General features: G+C 61.3%; 14 protein-coding genes and 1 pseudogene. 5 read left to right on the top strand and 10 right to left on the bottom strand.

Features of this window, described 5'->3' with window-relative positions:
• The first annotated feature begins 74 nt into the window (after positions 1-74).
• Positions 75-1040, top strand: coding sequence for a ferrochelatase (gene hemH, locus ACL2XF_RS14370; protein WP_410016158.1), 966 nt, complete (start codon positions 75-77; stop codon positions 1038-1040).
• A gap of 3 nt (positions 1041-1043) precedes the next feature.
• On the opposite strand, the gene ybaL is transcribed toward hemH, so the two are convergent.
• The 5 genes and pseudogenes from ybaL to copA form a co-directional block, all read right to left on the bottom strand.
• Positions 1044-2714 carry a YbaL family putative K(+) efflux transporter gene (gene ybaL / locus ACL2XF_RS14365; protein WP_413722268.1) on the bottom strand — a complete coding sequence of 557 codons (1671 nt, stop codon included), beginning with the start codon at positions 2712-2714 and terminating at the stop codon, positions 1044-1046.
• A gap of 224 nt (positions 2715-2938) precedes the next feature.
• A pseudogene (locus ACL2XF_RS14360) lies at positions 2939-4084 on the bottom strand (MFS transporter); the annotation flags it as partial.
• Between the two features lie 53 nt (positions 4085-4137).
• A complete protein-coding gene (ybaK, locus tag ACL2XF_RS14355) occupies positions 4138-4644 on the bottom strand; it encodes a Cys-tRNA(Pro)/Cys-tRNA(Cys) deacylase YbaK (protein ID WP_410016156.1) in 507 nt (168 codons plus the stop codon).
• A gap of 97 nt (positions 4645-4741) precedes the next feature.
• Positions 4742-5542, bottom strand: a complete 801-nt coding sequence (locus ACL2XF_RS14350; RefSeq protein WP_410016155.1) for a TraB/GumN family protein — start codon at positions 5540-5542, stop codon at positions 4742-4744.
• 61 nt (positions 5543-5603) lie between these two features.
• A complete protein-coding gene (copA, locus tag ACL2XF_RS14345; protein ID WP_410016154.1) occupies positions 5604-8324 on the bottom strand; it encodes a copper-exporting P-type ATPase CopA in 2721 nt (906 codons plus the stop codon).
• 135 nt (positions 8325-8459) lie between these two features.
• On the opposite strand from copA, the gene cueR reads away from it, so the two are divergent.
• Positions 8460-8873, top strand: coding sequence for a Cu(I)-responsive transcriptional regulator (cueR, locus tag ACL2XF_RS14340; protein WP_410016153.1), 414 nt, complete (start codon positions 8460-8462; stop codon positions 8871-8873).
• A 37-nt stretch (positions 8874-8910) separates the two neighbouring features.
• Here the strand turns inward: cueR and ACL2XF_RS14335 are convergent, their stop codons facing one another.
• The 5 genes from ACL2XF_RS14335 to tesA all read right to left on the bottom strand — a co-directional run bounded on the left by ACL2XF_RS14335 (position 8911) and on the right by tesA (position 12883).
• Positions 8911-9369, bottom strand: a complete 459-nt coding sequence (locus ACL2XF_RS14335) for an NfeD family protein (protein ID WP_410016152.1) — start codon at positions 9367-9369, stop codon at positions 8911-8913.
• A 2-nt stretch (positions 9370-9371) separates the two neighbouring features.
• Positions 9372-10286, bottom strand: coding sequence for an SPFH domain-containing protein (locus ACL2XF_RS14330; RefSeq protein ID WP_413728818.1), 915 nt, complete (start codon positions 10284-10286; stop codon positions 9372-9374).
• Between the two features lie 246 nt (positions 10287-10532).
• Entirely contained in the window at positions 10533-11390 is an 858-nt protein-coding gene (locus ACL2XF_RS14325; protein ID WP_410016151.1) for a tetratricopeptide repeat protein, read from the bottom strand.
• A gap of 49 nt (positions 11391-11439) precedes the next feature.
• Positions 11440-12216 carry an SDR family oxidoreductase gene (locus ACL2XF_RS14320; protein ID WP_410016605.1) on the bottom strand — a complete coding sequence of 259 codons (777 nt, stop codon included), beginning with the start codon at positions 12214-12216 and terminating at the stop codon, positions 11440-11442.
• Positions 12217-12220: 4 nt separating this feature from the next.
• Positions 12221-12883 carry a multifunctional acyl-CoA thioesterase I/protease I/lysophospholipase L1 gene (gene tesA / locus ACL2XF_RS14315; protein ID WP_410016150.1) on the bottom strand — a complete coding sequence of 221 codons (663 nt, stop codon included), beginning with the start codon at positions 12881-12883 and terminating at the stop codon, positions 12221-12223.
• Here tesA and ybbA point away from each other — a divergent pair.
• The 3 genes from ybbA to ACL2XF_RS14300 all read left to right on the top strand — a co-directional run bounded on the left by ybbA (position 12851) and on the right by ACL2XF_RS14300 (position 18466).
• On the top strand, positions 12851-13537 hold the full coding sequence (gene ybbA, locus ACL2XF_RS14310) for a putative ABC transporter ATP-binding protein YbbA (protein ID WP_410016149.1): 687 nt from the start codon (positions 12851-12853) through the stop codon (positions 13535-13537). The genes tesA and ybbA overlap by 33 nt on opposite strands.
• Positions 13534-15966: a putative ABC transporter permease subunit YbbP gene (gene ybbP, locus ACL2XF_RS14305; RefSeq protein WP_410016148.1), complete on the top strand. Its 2433-nt coding sequence runs from the start codon at positions 13534-13536 to the stop codon at positions 15964-15966. Before ybbA ends, ybbP begins: the two co-directional genes overlap by 4 nt.
• A gap of 268 nt (positions 15967-16234) precedes the next feature.
• Positions 16235-18466: an NADP-dependent isocitrate dehydrogenase gene (locus ACL2XF_RS14300; RefSeq protein ID WP_410016147.1), complete on the top strand. Its 2232-nt coding sequence runs from the start codon at positions 16235-16237 to the stop codon at positions 18464-18466.
• Positions 18467-18542 lie beyond the last annotated feature (76 nt).

Raw genomic sequence — 18542 nt, 5'->3', positions numbered from 1 at the left:
TTGGCGATAACCGCCGGTTAATCCCTTTTAAATACAGGGAATTGGCTTATTGACCATATAAGGAAGGGCAGGGAATGAAACAGGAAAAATATGGCGTGCTGATGGTAAACCTGGGCACGCCGGAGGCGCCGACACCCCAGGCCGTAAGGCGTTACCTGGCCGAATTTCTCAGCGACCGGCGCGTGGTGGATACCCCGCGTATCCTGTGGTGGCCGTTGCTGCGCGGCGTCATACTGCCGCTGCGCTCACCCCGGGTAGCCAAATTGTATAAAAGCATCTGGATGGAACAAGGATCGCCGCTGATGGTATTTTGCCGGCGCCAGCAGGCGGCACTGGCCGCCGTATTGCCGGACGCGCAGGTGGAGCTGGCGATGAGTTATGGCAGTCCGTCGCTGCCGGCGGCGCTCGAACGCCTGCTGGGGGCCGGTATCACCAAACTGGTGATCCTGCCGCTTTACCCGCAGTACTCCAGTTCCACCAGTGCGTCCATCTGGGATGCAGTGGCGCGCATCCTTGGCCGCTACCGGTCCCTGCCGTCCATCAGCTTTATCCGCGACTACGCCGAGCATCCGGCCTATATCGCCGCGCTGGCGCAAAGCGTCCGCCGGTCTTTCGCCGAACACGGCGAACCGGATCGCCTGGTGATCTCGTTTCACGGCATCCCGCAACGCTACGCCCGCGAAGGGGACGACTACCCGCTGCGCTGCGAGGACACCCGTCGCGCGCTGGTGGCCGCGCTCGATTTTCCGCCGGAAAAGGTGATGATGACCTTCCAATCGCGCTTTGGCCGCGATCCCTGGCTGACGCCGGCGACCGATTTGACACTCAAAGACCTGCCGGCGCAGGGCATCCGGCATATCCAGGTGATATGCCCGGGATTCTCCTCCGACTGCCTTGAGACGCTGGAAGAAATTAAGGAACAGAATCGTGAAATTTTCACCCACGCCGGCGGCGACGCCTTCCACTATATCCCGGCGCTGAATGACGACCCCGCCCACATCGACATGATGCGCCAACTGGTCAGCGAGCAGTTGCGCTAAGGATCAGTAGGGGATTTTGGCGGCGTCCAACTGGAGCAGGGCAATCATGCTGGATGCGATTTCCCGCTCGCCCATCACCACCCGGGTGGCGCCGCGTTCGGTAATATACGCCACCTCGTCGTCATAATGCGCGCGCACGATAATGCGCAGATCAGGGCGTTTTTCCCGCGCCAGGGCGACGATTTCCCCGGCCTCGAACCCATTTGGGATGGTCAGCAACAGCCAGCTGGCGCAGTCCAGGCGCGCGAGGGACAGGATTTCCGGCTTGGCGGCATTGCCCAGCACGACATTGATTCCCTGGCCGCGCAGCGTATCCACACGCGCCCGGTTATGTTCAATCACCACCATCGGCATGCCCGCCTCGGCCAGTTTCGCCCCGATCAGGCTGCCGACCCGGCCGTAACCGACCAGCAGCGCGTGATGACACACTTCCATCGGCTGCTGGATCTCCTCCCCGGCCTGCCTTTCGGCGGTTTTTTCGTCCTCGCTATCATGCCGTGCCAGATAGCGCTCAAGCAGGGCAAACATCAGCGGGTTGATCATAATCGACAAAATCGCCCCGGCCAGCACCAGGTTCTGCCCCTGCGGCGATAACATGCCAAGTGAAATGCCGAGTCCCGCCAGAATAAAAGCGAACTCGCCTATTTGCGCCAGGCTGACTGAAATGGTCATGGCGGTACGACTGGAGTGACCAAAGATTTTTACCAGCGCAAACGCCGCCGCCGATTTCCCAACCAGGATAATGGCCAGGGTGGCCAGCACCGCCAGCGGCTCGTGGATAACGATCAGCGGGTCGAACAGCATACCCACCGAGACAAAAAACAACACGGCAAACGCGTCCCGCAGCGGCAATGTGTCATGGGCGGCGCGATGGCTTAGCTCCGATTCATTCAACACCACGCCGGCGAAAAACGCGCCCAGCGCAAACGAGACGCCGAACAATTCCACCGCGCCGAAGGCGATGCCCAGCGCCATGGCCAGCACCGACAGCGTGAACAGCTCACGGGAGCCGGTACTGGCGCTTTTCGCCAGTACCCACGGCACAATCCGCCGCCCCACCACGATCATCAAAGTAATAAAGGCTGCCACTTTGCCAAGCGTCAGCGCGAGATCCAGCCACACCTGCCGCATCGTTTCGCTTTCGCCGCCGAGCAGCTTGCCATAGGCCGGCAGCAAGACTAGCGTCAGCACCATGACCAGATCTTCGACAATCAGCCAGCCGATGGCGATTTGGCCACGCCGGCTATCGATAAGCTGCCGCTCCTCCAGCGCGCGCAGCAGCACCACGGTGCTGGCGGTGGACAGGCATAGCCCGAACACCAGCCCATTGGCCAGGGTCCAGTCCATGACCAGGGAAAAGGTCATGCCCAGGAGCGTCGCCACCGCAATTTGGGCGATGGCGCCGGGAATGGCGATGGATTTCACCGCCATCAGGTCTTTCAGCGAAAAATGCAGCCCCACGCCGAACATCAGCAAAATCACGCCCAGCTCGGCCAGTTCGGGGGCCAGCGACGTATCGGCGACGAAACCGGGGGTATGCGGACCGACCAGCACGCCGGCCGCCAGGTAGCCTACCAGGGGTGAAATGCGAAAGCGGTTAGCCAGGATGCCCAGCAGGAAAGCCAGGACCAGTCCTCCCACGATGGTATTAATGAGCGGTGTGGCATGATGCATCCCAACTCCTTCATTAAGGGGGGTTAGAAACAAAGTTTTACATATTGAGTTTATGGTATTCGATGGGGCTTTGTGTAGGAATTTATAGCAAAGAGGCGAAAAAAAGCTTTTGCGACGAAAAAAGGGTCAAGACGAAATTTTCATCACTTTTTTACGCTATTACCGTGCGGGACAAGGCCTGTGGTTTCCCAGCGAAACAGTTTCGTGGGAAACAAAAAACACTTTTAGCTATTATCAGGCAGAAAAGCGGTCAGAATGCCTAATAAAGGCAAATACGAGCAGATTTGGTAGACATATTCAATGCTGGTGCTATCGGCGATATGGCCAAGCACCGCAGCGCCAAGCCCGCCCATGCCGAAGGCGAAGCCGAAAAACAGCCCCGATACCATGCCGATCCTTCCCGGCAGCAGTTCCTGGGCATACACCAGTATGGCGGAAAAGGCCGAGGCGATGATGACGCCGATAAACAGGGTCAGCACGCCGGTTACCGCCAGGGAGGCATAAGGCAGCATCAGGGTAAACGGCGTGACGCCGAGGATCGAACCCCAAATCACGTATTTCCGGCCGATGCGATCGCCCACCGGCCCGCCGATAACGGTGCCGACCGCCACCGCAAACAGAAACGCGAACAGATGCATCTGCGCCGCCTGTACCGACAGGCCGAACTTATGGATCAGGTAGAAAGTGTAATAACTGCTGATGCTGGTGAGATAAAAATATTTGGAGAAGATCAGCACCAGCAGCACGGCAATGGCGCAGGCTACCCGCCGGGACGGCAGCGGCGATGCGCTGGCCGCCTGGGCGCGTTGCGGCGCGGGCGTCCTGATGGCGCCGCGGTACCATTTGCCCACCTGCAGCAAGATGATGGTGCCCAACAGCGACGCCAGCGCAAACCAGGCCAGATGCCCCTTACCATAAGGCGCTATAAATACCGCCGCCAGCAGCGGACCGAGCGAGGCGCCGAAATTGCCGCCGACCTGGAACAGCGACTGGGCCAGGCCATGGCGCCCACCGGACGCCATGCGCGCCACCCGGGACGATTCCGGATGAAAAACCGACGAGCCGGTGCCGACCAGGGCCGAGGCGACCAGCACCATTGGAAAGCTGGTCGCCGCCGCCATCATCAGGATGCCGCATAAGCTAAAACCCATGCCGATGGGCAGCGAGTAGGGCTGCGGATATTTATCGGTAAAGCCGCCGATAAGCGGCTGCAGCAGCGAGGCGGTAATCTGGTAGGTGAGGGTAATCATACCGACCTGGGTAAAACTGAGCGCAAACGACGCCTGCAGCAGCGGGTAAATCGCCAGGATCAGCGATTGCACCATATCGTTGAGCAGATGGGCGACGCTGATGGCAGCCAGGACCGGGAACAGCGTGCGCCGTCCCCCCGTATGCGCAGACAGCGAATCGGTGGCGCGTAACGTCATGCGAGTGGCGCACCCTTATCCTGGCCGTCGCGTTTAGCGATATCGGCAAATGTCGCCGACAGCAGCTGGCGCAAATCAGCCGGGCTGAGTTCAATATCCAGGCCGCGTTTGCCGCCTGAGACGAATATCGTGGCAAATGCCTGCGCCGGCGCGTCAATGACCGTCGGCAGGCGTTTCTTCTGTCCCAGCGGGCTGATGCCGCCGACCAGATAGCCGGTGGTCTTTTGCGCCAGCAGGGGGTCGGCCATTTCGGCTTTTTTCGCGCCCAGCGCCTTGGCGACTTTTTTCAAATCCAGCTGCAGCGCCACCGGCGTCACCGCCACCGCCAACTGCCTGGCCTCGCCGTTCAGGGCCACCAACAGGGTTTTATAAACCTGGGCCGCGTCAAGTCCCAGCTTGCTGACCGCTTCCGCGCCAAAATGGGTTTCATCGCTATCATGCTGGTAAGGATGGAGCGTGAAAGCAATATGGTTTTTTTCCAGTATATTAACCGCAGGCGTCATAACATCGTCCCGAATACCAAGAAGATACTTAATGAATAAATAATAATTCAGGTTAACGTAGTCGCGGCAAGGGGTAAATGCCCCGCCGGACAAAAACTCAACGCCGCAGCAGCGAGGGCAGGCTTTGGGCGCCGTACAAATGCAGGGCGCCCACCGCCACCACATAGCCGCCGGGGGGAAGGTCCTGCAACTGCTGTTTCCAGCGCAGGTTGCGTTCGGTCATCAGATAATGATACAGATCCGCGCTGAAGGTGGCGGGAAAGGCTTTATCCAGGTTGACCGGCCTGCTGTCGAGCCACCAGCCGATCATGGTCTGCAGCAGGCGCGCATTGGTATGCCAATGGCGCAGGGTATCCTCCAGCAGGGCGTTCCCCTGATCCGGAAGCTGCAGCAGCAGGTCCAGCTGTTCCTGCGGCCCTTCCAGTTCAATGACCGGCTTGCCCATGTCCCTGGCCGCCTGGATCAGCTGATAATCGATGCCGTAGTCCGCGCGCAGCCCCAGCCGCTCGGCCTGGCGCGCCTGCAGCATCAGGGCGATCTGCCAGGCGGGCAACGCCGACAGCGCCTCCCCGTCCAGCTGATATTCGGCGCACAGGTCGCTGAAAATGCGATAGTGGTCTGCGGACAGACGATCCCTGAGCGGGGTAGCCACCGGCGGCACCGACGTCAACGGCGAGCCGGCGGTGATATCCGCTTCCACCACCAGCGCCGTGGCCTGGCGCAGTAGGGATAGCAGGCGCGCGGGCAGCGGCGCCATATCACGGGTGCCCATATGGATGCTGCCCACCATATGCAGCCGGCGGTGATCGGACAGGCTGACGTCCATGCCGGGCCAGGCGTACTGCTCCGCGGGCAAAAAACCCAGCAGGGTCGCCATGCGCCGTAATAAGCTCCTCATTGCATACCACTCCCGTTGCGTGACAAGTCCTTAACGTTAACATCATCGCCCGTGTAAGGCGTTACGCTTTGGGCTTAAAGCGTATCAGGCGGTTGGCGTTGCTGACCACGGTAATGGACGATAAGGCCATGGCCGCGCCGGCCACCACCGGGCTGAGCAACGTGCCGGTAAAGGGATAGAGGACGCCGGCGGCGATGGGAATACCCAGGGCATTATAGATAAATGCGCCAAGCAGGTTTTGCTTCATATTGCGCAGCGTGGCGTTGGCTATCGCCAGCGCATCGGCTACCCCGTGCAGGCTATGGCGCATCAGGGTAATGGCAGCGGTTTCAATCGCCACGTCGCTGCCGCCGCCCATGGCGATGCCGACTTCCGCCTGAGCCAGCGCCGGGGCGTCATTGATGCCGTCGCCAATCATGGCCACCCGGTGTCCGTGGCGTTGCAGCGTTTTAATCGCCTCCGCCTTGCCGTCCGGCAGGACGCCGGCGATCACCCGGTCGATGCCGGCTTCCCTGGCCACCGCGCCGGCGGTAGCCGGGTTATCGCCGGTCAGCATCACCAGGGAATAACCCAGGCCATGCAGCCGGCGCAGCGCGGCCACGCTGTCGTCGCGCAGCGGATCGCGGATGGCGAACAGCGCCGCCGCCTTGCCGTCCAGCGCCAGCAATACCGGCGTGGCGCCCTGCTCAGACCAAAAGGCGACCCGCGCGGCAAGGCCGGCGATATCGACCTGCTGTTGTTGCAGCAGCGCGCTGTTGCCAAGCAACGCCCGCTTCCCCGCGACGTCGCCGCTGACGCCCAGGCCGCGCAGGGTGCGGAAATCACCAACCCCGGCCAGCGCCCGCGCGCCGGCATAGGCCACCAGGGCGTGCGCCAGGGGATGGCTGGAGCCTTGCTCCAGCGCGGCGGCGATCGCCACAACATCCTCCAGGACAAAACCGGCCGCCGGTTCGGCCGCCACCACCCGCGGCCGCCCCTCCGTCAGCGTGCCGGTTTTATCGAATACCAGGGTATCAAGGGTGGTGGCATGCTGCAGCGCGTCGGCGTCGCGCACCAGCACGCCGAACTCCGCCGCGCGACCGATCCCCGCGATAATAGACATGGGCGTGGCCAGCCCCAGGGCGCAGGGACAGGCGATAATCAGCACCGTGGTGGCGATCACCAGGGTGTAGACCATCTGCGGCTGCGGGCCCACCAGATACCAAATGGCCGCGCTGATCACGGCTATCGCCACCACGGCGGGAACAAAGATGGCCGAAATGCGATCCGCCAATTGGCCGATGGCCGGTTTGCTGCTCTGCGCCTGGCGTACTAAACGGATAATCCGCGCCAGCGTCGTCTGGCTGCCGATGGCGTCGGCCCGGAACAGCACGCTGCCGTCCTGCGCCACGGTACCGGCATGGATCTTTTCGCCGGCGGATTTATGCCGTGCCGCCGGCTCGCCGGTCAGCATGGACTCATCCAGCCAGATCTCGCCCTGGGTAATCTCGCCGTCCACCGGCACCCGGTCGCCGGTGGTCAGGCGCAGGATCATGCCAAGGCGCACCTCGGCCAGCGGCAGGGCGCGTTCGCCGTCGGCCTCGACCACCCGGGCCATGGGCGGCGTCAGATCCAGCAGGCGTTCCAGCGCCTGGGACGAGCGCTGGCGCGCGCGCTGCTCCAGGGCGTGGCCCAGGTTAATCAGCCCGATGATCATCGCGCTGGCCTCGAAATAGAGGTGCCGCGCCATCATCGGAAACACGTCCGGCCACAGCGCGACGCTGATGGAATAAAGCCAGGCGGCGCCGGTGCCCAACGCCACCAGGGTATCCATGGTGGCGCTGCCGGTTCGCAGGCTCTTCCAGGCGCTGCGGTAAAAATGGCCGCCGGCGATCGCCATCACCACAAGCGTAGCAACGCCGATGACCAGCCACAGCGGACGGCTTTCCGGCGTCAGCGTCATACTGCCGCCGAACAGTCCCCACGCCATCAGCGGCACGCCCAGCGCCAGGGCCAGCGCCGATTGCCAGCGGAAACGACGCGTCGCCTGGAGCGCCGTCTGCTGCTGGCGCTCCCGCCGCAGGGCGTCATCCTGGATAATTTCCGCGCCGTAGCCGGCGCGCGCCACGGCGGCAATCAACGCGTCGCCGTCGGGCGCTCCCAGCACCAGGGCGCTACGCTCCGCCAGGTTGACCCGCGCCTGCCCAACGCCAGGCACCTGCTGTAAGGCCCGTTCAACGCGCAGGACGCAGCTGGCGCAGCTCATGCCGCTGATAAGCAGATGCAGGCTGTCATCGGTATCGGTACTTGCCGGAGCCGTTGCCGGAGGTAATGTCGCCGCTGCCAGAATATCCGGCGCTGAAGTGTTGCCTGTCAGCGGCTCAGTTTTTGGGTGGGCGATATTCCCCGCAAGGATAGCCTGATAGCCAGCCTGCTCCACCGCCCGGATAAGCGCCGCCGGATCGGCCGCGCCATAAACGCCGGCGTGATCCAACGTGACCTCGGCGGCGTTGACGCCCGGCACGGCGGCCAGCGCTTTACGGGTAGTAGCTACACAATGGCCGCAGCTCAGGCCGGAAAGCTGGAGTTCGGTATCGGGCCGGCCCGCGGGCGCGGCCTCGTAGCCGGCTTGTTTGACGCTGGCGATAAGCTCCGCCGCCGTCGCGGCGCCGGTGACCGTGGCATAATCCAGCGCCACCTGGGCGCTTTCCACGTCATCGCGTGATTCCAGGGCTTCCCGGACCCGTTTGATACAATGTTCGCAGGAGAGTCCCTGCAGGGCGAGCACAATGGTCTGTGACATTGAAAACTCCTTGGTGGAAAAGGCGGCGGGTCGTTACCGGCGGTAATAAGGGTGCCGAACTGATTGACTGCGCCGTGGAAAAGTCGTTGTAATAGAGCTTAAACCTTGCCGCAAGGGGAAGGTCAAGGGGGAACCATGAATATCAGCGATGTGGCGAAAAAAACCGGTTTAACCCGTAAAGCGATCCGTTTTTATGAGGATAAGGCGCTGGTAACGCCGCCGGTGCGCCGGGATAACGGTTATCGCAGCTATAACGCGCGCCATGTGGAGGAGCTAACGCTGCTGCGTCAGGCGCGGCTGGTGGGATTTAACCTGGATGAGTGCCGCGAGCTGGTGGCGTTGTTTAACGACCCGCTGCGCCACAGCGCCGATGTCAAGGAACGCACCCTGCGTAAGGTCAAAGACATCGAGCACCACATTGAGGAACTGGAGGCCATGCGCCGTCATTTATTGATCCTGGCGGAAAGTTGTCCCGGCGACGATAGCGCCGAATGCCCGATTATCAATAACCTGTCGGGTTGCTGCGCCGCCGGCGCCCGCCGGGAATAACGACCCTGCTACCTGCCGCGGGCCACGGCGGGCGGCCTCATGCGTGTTCATGATAAGGGCGCACCCGCAGGGTAATGCCTTCCACCGCGATCACCTCGACCGTGGCGCCCATGGCCAGATCCGTATCGCAGCGCGCGCGCCAGGTGCTGTCGCCAATGCGTACCCGGCCCACCCCGTTCACCAGGGGTTCCGCAAGGGTGGTCTTGACGCCGACCAGCTGTTCTCCGCGCCGGTTCAGCAGCGATGCCGGATACGCTTTGGTGCGCGAGCGCAGCCAGTACCACCATCCCAGCGCCGCGCAGATAGTCAGCAATGCGAAGGCCACGCCCTGCCACTCCCAGCCTAGCGGCACGGCCCATACCACCAGCCCCACCAGTACGGCGGCGACGCCGCTCCACAATAAATATCCGCTGGCGCCCAACATTTCCGCGGCCAGCAGCAGACCGCCGAGCGAAATCCAAAACCAGTGCGGATGGACGACCAGCGCGGCAAGCATGGTTATTTACCCCGGCCGGTTTTGCTCTCGCCAAGCAGTTCGGCGATGCCGCCGATGGCGCCCATCAGATTGCTGGCCTCAAGCGGCATCATGATAACCTTGCTGTTGTTGGCGGAGCCGATATGCTTTAGGGCATCGGTGTATTTCTGCGCCACAAAGTAGTTAATGGCCTGGATATTGCCCGCTGCGATGGTCTCGGACACCATTTTAGTGGCCCTGGCTTCCGCCTCGGCGGCGCGTTCTCGGGCTTCCGCCTGCAAAAATGCCGCCTGCCGTTCGCCTTCTGCGTTGAGGATCTGGGACTGTTTTTCACCCTCGGCGCGTAAAATGGCCGCCTGGCGCACGCCTTCCGCTTCCAGGATATTGGCGCGTTTGGTTCGCTCGGCCCTCATCTGGGCGTTCATCGCGGCGATCATCTCGACGGGCGGGCGCACATCGCGGATTTCGATACGGGTGACCTTAATCCCCCAGGGACTGGTGGCTTCATCGACAATATGCAGCAGACGGGTATTGATGCCGTCGCGCTGCGACAGCATTTCGTCCAGTTCCATGGAACCGAGCACCGTACGGATGTTGGTCATGGTCAGGTTAAGGATGGCCTGCTCGAGGTTGCTGACTTCATAGGCCGCGCGCGCCGGATCGACCACCTGGATAAAACACACGGCGTCGATGGTCACGTTGGCGTTATCCTTGGAGATGATTTCCTGCGAGGGAATATCCAGCACCTGTTCCATCATATTAATCTTGCGGCCTACCCGGTCCATAAACGGCACCACCAGGTTCAGCCCGGGTTTTAAGGTAAGGGTATAGCGGCCGAAACGCTCAACCGTCCATTGGTATCCCTGAGGGACAATTTTTATCCCCGCCCAGACGATGATCAGGGCCAGGACAATAATGATTGGGATTACCGTCAGCATGGGTGAAATCTCCATGGTGAAATCTCCATTTCATGAGAGAAAATAATAACGCCATCTAGCGCGGCCGGTGCGACATCTTCTTCACACGTATTTAGCATGACACACTCTTTTCAACACTAATGTAATAGTACGCTTTTGCCGGGGCAAAGACGCGCCAAGCGAGGGGAATCAGTGACACAGGCACGCATTTCATGCGCGCCCGGCGGCATAAGCAGAGTGTAACCGGGCGCCATTGGCCCGGAACCCTTAGTAGAGCAGGGAATAAAGCTGGCGGCGGTATTTGGCGGCTAAGGCATCGCCGGTGCCGAGCGCGGCCAGGATATCCATCAGGGTCTTGCGCGCATCGCCGTTGGCGGCGGCAAGATCTTTACGCAAATGGCCGATGAGCAGTTCCAGCGCTTCTTCATTGCGGCCGACCTGGTGTAATTGCAGCGCCAGTTGCACCGCCAGCCCCGCGTCCGCCGGGGCGTTTTGCACCTGCTGTTGCAGCAACTGTATTTCCGGCGTATCCGCCGCCTGCTTCATCAGTTCGATTTGCGCCATCAGGCCCTGGTAGCGCGTGTCCTTATCCTGCAGCGGAAAAACCGCCAACACGGCTTCGGCATCCTCGGTGCGCTTGAGCTGAATATAGGTTTCCGCCAACAGCAGGCCCGCCTCGCTGGATTTGTCACTCAGTTGCCAGGCTTCCTTGAGCAGGGGCAGCGCTTCGGCATACTGTCCTTGCTGCATCAGGTCGCTGGCCTCGGTCATTTTCAGCTGCGCCGGATCGGGCAGGGCGCGCAGCAGCAGTTCGCGAATCGCCTCTTCGGGCTGCGGTCCCTGAAAACCATCCAGCGGCTGCCCGTCTTTGAACAGATAGAGCGTCGGGATGGCGCGCAAGCCGAACTGGGCGGCGAGCGCCTGCTGGGCGTCGCAATCCACTTTGGCCAGGACGAACTGCCCGGCGAATTCCTGCGCCAGTTTATCGATAACCGGGGTCATCTGCTGGCAATGCGGGCTGCGTTCCGACCAGAAATAGAACAGCACCGGCTGCGACATGGACAGTTCGAGCGTCTGCTGTAGGTTTGCTTCGTTAATATCAATAATGGTGGCTTGAGCTAACATGAAATTCTCTCTCCCGTTTTAGCACTATATTGGGGCATCTTTCCCCGCCTCAATGGCTGGCGCGTAAAATCATATCCAGGCAACGGCCCGGCAGCCAACGGCGCAGCAGGGACAAACCGCTGGCGACCAGGGTCACCGGGTAACGCAATCGGGGGCGTGGATGCTCCAAAGCATGACGTAGTTTGGGCAGTATAGCCTCTGGCGGCAATGTAAATCGTGAGGCGATGCCGGGATTGGTCACCGGTTTATCCGCCTGCGACTGGTTTACATTGCGGGTAAAGGCGGTGCTGAGCGGCCCCGGCTCAATCAGGCTCACGCACAGACCGGTGCCGTGCAGTTCCATGCGCAGCGTATCCGACCAGGCTTCCAGGGCAAATTTACTGGCGGCGTAGGCGCCCCGTCCCGGGGTGCTTACCAGCCCCATTACCGAACTGGTCTGGATGATGCGCCCCTCGCCGTGGGGCAGCATGGCCGGCAATAGCCGCTGCGTCAACTGATGGGTGCCGAAAAGATTGCTGGCGAACTGCTGTTCCAACTGGCGGCGGGAAAGGCTTGCCAGCGGTCCGTATACCCCGCATCCGGCATTGTTGAATAAACCGTACAGCCGCTTGCCGCAGAGGTCCAGGATGCGCGCCGACGCGTCGTCGACGCTGCGCTCGTCGTCAAGATCAAGCGCCAGCGTTTCAAACCCGGCGGCGGCCAGGCGGGCGACATCCGCCGGTTTACGGCAGGTCGCCAGCACCCGATAGCCGCGCCGGCGCAGGTCCTGCGCCGCCACCCAGCCGATGCCGCTGGAACAGCCGGTGATAACGACGGTTTTTTGCATAACTTTACCCATTGGCCGCTCCGCCGGAGGCGAAATCATGTTTAAGTAGGGGCAGCAGCCTGGCGGACATCCATTCGGCAATAAAAGGCTGCGCATCCGCGTTGGGATGAATGGCGTCATCCTGCATCCATTGTGGCTTCAGGTACACCTGTTCCATAAAAAAAGGCAATAACGGCACGTTATATTGCTGCGCCAGCGCCGGATAGATGGCGCTGAACGACTCGGTATAGCGCCGGCCGTAATTGGATGGCAGCCGGATTTGCATCAGCAGGGGCTGCGCGCCCGCCGATTTAACCTGTGATATGGCCTTGGCGAGATCGCCGGCGATTGACGGCGGCGGGAAGCCGCGCAGGCCATCGTTACCGCCCAGCTCAATCACGACCCAGCGCGGCTTGTGCAGCGCCAGCAGGCCCGGCAGGCGCGCCAGTCCTTGTGTCGCGGTGTCGCCGCTGATGCTGCCGTTGACGACGCGGATATTGTCCGACTCCTTGCGCCAGCGATCGTTAAGCAGGGACGGCCAGGCCTGTGTCGCCGGCATCCGGTAGCCGGCACTAAGACTATCGCCCAAAATCAATAAGGTGTCTGCGGCGTTTGCACGTACACTCAATAACGCCATCAGGAAAAGGAAGAGAAAATGCCCGCGGAAAACGTTCTTGAAGTTCATCATCTTAATAAACACGTCGGTCAGGGAGAAAACCAGATCTCCATCCTTACCGGAGTTGAGCTGCTTGTCAAACCCGCCCAGACAATTGCCCTGATCGGCGAATCCGGATCCGGCAAGTCGACCTTGCTCGGCATTCTGGCCGGCTTGGACGACGGCAGTGAAGGGGAGGTGCGTTTATTGGGGCAACCACTGGCGTCGCTCGACGAAGAGGCACGCGCCAGGCTACGGGCCAAAAGCATCGGTTTTGTCTTCCAGTCGTTTATGCTGGTGCCCACCCTGACCGCGTTGGAAAATGTGCAACTGCCCGCCCTGCTGCGCGGCGAAAACGAACGTCAAAGCCGGGAGCAAGCGCTGGAACTGTTGGATAAGCTTGGCCTGGCGCGGCGCCTGGGACACCTGCCCGCCCAGCTTTCCGGCGGCGAGCAGCAGCGCGTGGCGCTGGCCCGCGCGTTCAGCGGCCGCCCGCAGGTGCTGTTTGCCGATGAGCCGACGGGCAACCTGGATCGTAAAACCGGCGATCGTATTGCCGATCTGCTGTTCTCGCTTAACCGGGACAACGCCACCACGCTTATCCTGGTCACGCATGATACGCAGCTGGCGGCGCGCTGTGAACGACGCCTGCGCCTGCAGGACGGTCAATTGCTGGAGGTGGCATGATCGGTCGCTGGTTCTGGCGTGAATGGCGTTCACCGTCGCTGCTGATTGTCTGGCTGGCCATGACGTTGTCCGTTGCCTGCGTGCTGGCGCTGGGCAATATCAGCGACCGCATGCAAAAAGGGCTCGGCGAGCAAAGCCGCGAATTCCTGGCCGCCGACCGGGTATTACGCGCGTCGGGTCCGGTGGCCGAGGGCTGGCTGCAGCAGGCCGCGAATGACGGCCTGGCCGTAAGCCGGCAGATCCGCTTTATGACCATGACTTTCGCCGGCGATAATGCGCAACTGGCCGATGTCACGGCCACCGACGCCCTCTATCCGCTGTACGGCACGCTGACGACCCGCCCGGCCGGCCTGCGTTCGCAACCGGGGACCGTCCTGGTGGCGCCGCGGCTGATGGCCCTGCTGGGGCTGAAAATCGGCGATCCGCTCGATGTGGGCGATGCGACGTTGCGCATCGCCGGCGAGCTTATCCAGCAGCCGGACAGCGGTTTTAATCCCTTCCAGACCGCGCCGGCCATCGTCATCAACCTGGCGGATGTGGCCGCCACCGGCGCGGTACAGCCGGGCGGGCGGGTCAGTTGGCGCTATCTGTTTGCCGGCGATCCGCCCGCGCTTGAGCGTTTCGAACGCTACCTGACGCCGAAGCTCGACGCTTCCCAGCGCTGGTACAGCATGGATGATTCCAGCGGCGCGCTGAATTCATCCCTGGAACGATCGCGGTCCTTCCTGGTGCTGTCGGCGCTGCTGACGCTGTTGCTGTCGGTGGCGGCGGTGGCGGTGGCCATGGGGCATTACTGCCGCAGCCGCGGCGATCTGGTGGCGGTGCTGAAAACCCTGGGCGCCGGCAGGCGCGCGCTGATGAAACTGGTGGTCGGCCAATGGCTCTCGCTGCTGGTCTTCGCCGGCGTCAGCGGCAGTGTGATCGGTTTATTATTTGAAGCGGCCCTGATGCGGATGCTGGCGCCGGTCCTGCCTGCCGAACTGCCGCCCGCCGGCGGCTGGCCGTGGTTATGGTCCCTGGGGGCGCTGGTGGTGATTTCTCTGCTGGTGGGGCTGCGTCCTTATCGTCAGTTGCTGGCAACCCGCCCCCTGCGCGTGCTCAGGCGCGACGCTACCCAAACCTTCTGGCCGCTGCGTATCTATCTGCCGGTAATGCTGATTATCGTGCTGGCCCTGCTGCTGCTCACCGTCGGCGCCAACGGCCTGTTATGGTCGCTGGCCGGCGGCATGGGCGTTCTGTCCCTGCTGCTGGCGGCGGTGGGATGGGGCGCGTTATGGCTGTTGCGTCGCCTGGTGGTCCGGCGTTTGGCGCTGCGCCTGGCGCTGAACCGCCTGCTGCGCCAGCCCTGGATAACGCTGACCCAACTGGCGGCGTTCTCGCTGTCGTTTATGCTGCTGGCGCTGCTGCTGGTGATGCGCGGAGATTTGCTCGATCGCTGGCGGCAGCAGTTGCCGCCGGAAAGCCCTAATTACTTTTTGCTGAACATGACCGGCGATCAGGTGCCGCAGGTCAGGGACTTTCTGCAGCGCAACGGGGTAGCGCCAGGCACCTTTTACCCGATCATCCGCGCCCGGCTGACGGAAATTAATCACCAAAAAGCCACCGACCTGATCCATGAGAACGATGCGGGCGGACGGACGGTAAACCGCGAGCTGAACCTGACCTGGCTGGAGCAAAAGCCCGATCACAACCTGCTGGTGGCGGGCGTTTGGCCGCCGGGGCCGGGGGAAGTCTCCATGGAACAGCAGGTAGCCGACCAGCTCAAGCTCAAGCTTGGCGATACGCTCACCTTTACCGGCGATACCCAATCCTTCAGCGCCCGGATCACCAGCCTGCGCAAGGTGGACTGGGAAAGCCTGCGGCCGAATTTTTTCTTTATTTTTCCTCCGGGCGCCCTGGACGGCCAGCCGCAAACCTGGCTGACCAGTTTCCGTTATCAGGGCCCCGCGGCTTTTCCGGCACAGCTAAACCGCCAGTTTCCCACGCTCAGCCTGCTGGATATCGGTGCCATTCTGGGACAGATCGGCCAGGTTCTGCAACAGGTCAGCCGGGCGCTGGAAATCATGGTGATACTGGTATTACTGTGCGGCGGGCTGCTGCTGCTGGCGCAGGTACAGGTCGGCATGCGCCAGCGCCAGCAGGAATTGGTGGTCTATCGCACGCTTGGCGCCGGGAAAACGCTGCTGCGGGCCACGCTGTGGTATGAGTTTGCATTATTGGGACTGGTATCCGGCGTGGTGGCGGCGGCGGGCGCGGAGGTGGCCCTGGGGCTGTTGCAGCGTAAAGTGTTCGATTTTCCCTGGGAGCCGGATTATCGCCTGTGGTGGATGGTTCCGCTGTGCGGCGCGCTCTTGCTTTCCGCCTGCGGCACCGTGCTGGGGCAGCGCCTGCTGGGGAAAAAAGGCGCTCACCGGCAATATCAGGGCTAATTTTTACAATATGTGAACATTAATGAAACAATTGATGTTCAACAGAGTGACAACCCGGTTGACAGTTACCGGCCGTCTACTGCACAGTAACGGCCTGGTACACCATCATTCCGCAGACCCACTCTGCCCAACTGAAGCACCTGGAAGTGTTTCCCGGAAATCGTTTTTTTCCGCCTATGCTCCCGGATGGTGCCGACGGTGAACGCAACGGTCCCGCACTCTTCAAGATAGTTGCAATCGCTATGATATAGAGGAGTTAACGTAATAAATGTCCACAACCTCGAAGATCGTCTATACGCTTACTGATGAAGCCCCGGCCCTGGCCACCTATTCCCTGCTGCCGATCATCAGGGCGTTCACCCAATCCCTGGGCATCGCGGTGGAAACGCGCGATATCTCGCTGGCCGGGCGCATCATCGCCAACTTCCCGGAATACCTTAACGAAAATCAAAAAATCGCCGATCACCTGGCCGAGCTTGGCCAACTGGCCGTCACCCCCGAAGCCAATATTATAAAATTACCCAATATCAGCGCTTCGCTGCCGCAGCTGAAAGCGGCCATCAAGGAACTGCAACAGCAGGGCTACAAGGTGCCGGACTATGTGGATGAACCCGCCACGGACGCCGAAAAAGAAGCCAATGCCCGTTACGATAAAATCAAAGGCAGCGCGGTGAACCCAGTGCTGCGCGAAGGTAACTCCGATCGCCGCGCGCCGCTGTCGGTGAAAAATTATGCCCGCAAGCATCCGCACCGGATGGGCGCCTGGTCTGCCGACTCAAAATCCCACGTTGCCCATATGAGCGACGGCGATTTTTACGGCAGCGAAAAATCCGCACTGATTGCCGATAACGGCAGCGTAAAAATCGAGCTGGTGGGCAAAGACGGCGCGGTACAGGTACTGAAAGCCAAAACCGCCGTGAATGCCGGTGAGATTATCGACGCGTCGGTGATGAGTAAAAAGGCGCTGCGCCGCTTTATCGCCGAACAGCTTGAGGATGCCAAAAAACAGGGCGTGCTGCTGTCGGTGCATCTGAAAGCCACCATGATGAAAGTCTCCGACCCCATCATCTTCGGCCAGTTTGTCGCTGAGTATTACCAGGATGTGCTGGAGCGCTACGCGGACGAACTCAAACCGCTGGGCATTGATGTCAATAACGGCATCGGCGATCTGTACGCCAAGATCAAGGCGCTGCCCGCCGACCGCCAGCAGGAAATCGAACAGGCCATCCAGGCGTTGTACCAGGTGCGGCCGCAGTTGGCCATGGTCAATTCCGACAAAGGCATCACCAATCTGCATGTGCCGAGCGATGTCATTGTCGACGCCTCGATGCCGGCGATGATCCGCGACTCCGGTAAGATGTGGGGCGCCGACGGCAAGCTGCATGATACCAAGGCGGTGATCCCGGATCGCTGCTACGCAGGCGTATACCAGGTGGTGATCGACGATTGCAAACGGCACGGCGCCTTCGATCCGACCACCATGGGCAGCGTGCCCAACGTGGGCCTGATGGCGCAAAAGGCCGAGGAATACGGCTCGCATGATAAAACTTTCCAGATCAAACAGGACGGTGTAGTCAAGGTTACCGACGAGCAGGGCAACGTGCTGCTGGAACAATCCGTCGAGGCCGGCGATATCTGGCGCATGTGCCAGGCCAAGGATCTGCCTATCCAGGATTGGGTGAAACTGGCGGTTAACCGCGCCCGTGAATCCAATACTCCGGCCATCTTCTGGCTTGACCCGGCCCGCGCCCATGACGCGCAAATGATCCGCAAGGTGGAGCGTTACCTGAAGGATCACGATGTCAGCGGGCTGGATATTCGCATTATGTCGCCGGAAGAAGCGACCCAGTTCTCCATCGATCGCATCCGCCAGGGCAAGGACACCATCTCGGTGACCGGCAACGTGCTGCGCGACTACCTGACCGATCTGTTCCCGATCATGGAATTGGGCACCAGCGCCAAGATGCTGTCCATCGTGCCGCTGATGAGCGGCGGCGGCCTGTTTGAAACCGGCGCCGGCGGCTCGGCGCCAAAACATGTCCAGCAGTTCCTGCAGGAAAACCACCTGCGCTGGGATTCCCTGGGCGAGTTCCTGGCGCTGGCGGCGTCCCTGGACCATGTGGGCAGCACCCGCGCCAACGCCAAGGCGAAAATTTTGGCGAAAACGCTCGATCAGGCCAACGGTAAATTCCTTGATACCAATAAATCGCCTTCGCGTAAAACCGGCGAGCTGGACAATCGCGGCAGCCATTTCTACCTGGCGCTGTATTGGGCGCAGGCGCTGGCGGGGCAGGATGAGGATGCCGAGCTGCGCGATCAGTTTGCCCCCTTGGCGAAAACCCTTGCCGAACACGAAGGCCAGATTGTCGCCGAGTTAAACCAGGTGCAGGGCAAGGCGGTTGATATCGGCGGGTATTATCATCCGTCGCCGGAATTGGCCAGCCGGGCCATGTGCCCAAGCGCCACACTTAATGGCGCGCTGAAAGATTTTATGGTCTGATGCGCAAAGCGTGATGTTATTTGGGGGACAATTTTGCCGGCGGTGTGATGCATGCCGCCTGGGCAACTATTTCATG

Source organism: Sodalis sp. RH19, from assembly GCF_047324215.1.
Taxonomy (GTDB): Bacteria; Pseudomonadota; Gammaproteobacteria; order Enterobacterales; family Enterobacteriaceae; genus Acerihabitans.
Note: the sequence above shows the minus strand (reverse complement) of the source record. Positions and strands in the feature narration are given on the sequence as shown.

Coding starts and splice junctions, on each gene's coding strand:
- hemH (WP_410016158.1), top strand. CDS start 75: ATGAAACAGGAAAAATATGGCGTGCTGATGGTAAACCTGGGCACGCCG.
- ybaL (WP_413722268.1), bottom strand. CDS start 2,714: ATGCATCATGCCACACCGCTCATTAATACCATCGTGGGAGGACTGGTC.
- ybaK (WP_410016156.1), bottom strand. CDS start 4,644: ATGACGCCTGCGGTTAATATACTGGAAAAAAACCATATTGCTTTCACG.
- ACL2XF_RS14350 (WP_410016155.1), bottom strand. CDS start 5,542: ATGAGGAGCTTATTACGGCGCATGGCGACCCTGCTGGGTTTTTTGCCC.
- copA (WP_410016154.1), bottom strand. CDS start 8,324: ATGTCACAGACCATTGTGCTCGCCCTGCAGGGACTCTCCTGCGAACAT.
- cueR (WP_410016153.1), top strand. CDS start 8,460: ATGAATATCAGCGATGTGGCGAAAAAAACCGGTTTAACCCGTAAAGCG.
- ACL2XF_RS14335 (WP_410016152.1), bottom strand. CDS start 9,369: ATGCTTGCCGCGCTGGTCGTCCATCCGCACTGGTTTTGGATTTCGCTC.
- ACL2XF_RS14330 (WP_413728818.1), bottom strand. CDS start 10,286: ATGCTGACGGTAATCCCAATCATTATTGTCCTGGCCCTGATCATCGTC.
- ACL2XF_RS14325 (WP_410016151.1), bottom strand. CDS start 11,390: ATGTTAGCTCAAGCCACCATTATTGATATTAACGAAGCAAACCTACAG.
- ACL2XF_RS14320 (WP_410016605.1), bottom strand. CDS start 12,216: ATGCAAAAAACCGTCGTTATCACCGGCTGTTCCAGCGGCATCGGCTGG.
- ybbA (WP_410016149.1), top strand. CDS start 12,851: ATGCCCGCGGAAAACGTTCTTGAAGTTCATCATCTTAATAAACACGTC.
- tesA (WP_410016150.1), bottom strand. CDS start 12,883: ATGATGAACTTCAAGAACGTTTTCCGCGGGCATTTTCTCTTCCTTTTC.
- ybbP (WP_410016148.1), top strand. CDS start 13,534: ATGATCGGTCGCTGGTTCTGGCGTGAATGGCGTTCACCGTCGCTGCTG.
- ACL2XF_RS14300 (WP_410016147.1), top strand. CDS start 16,235: ATGTCCACAACCTCGAAGATCGTCTATACGCTTACTGATGAAGCCCCG.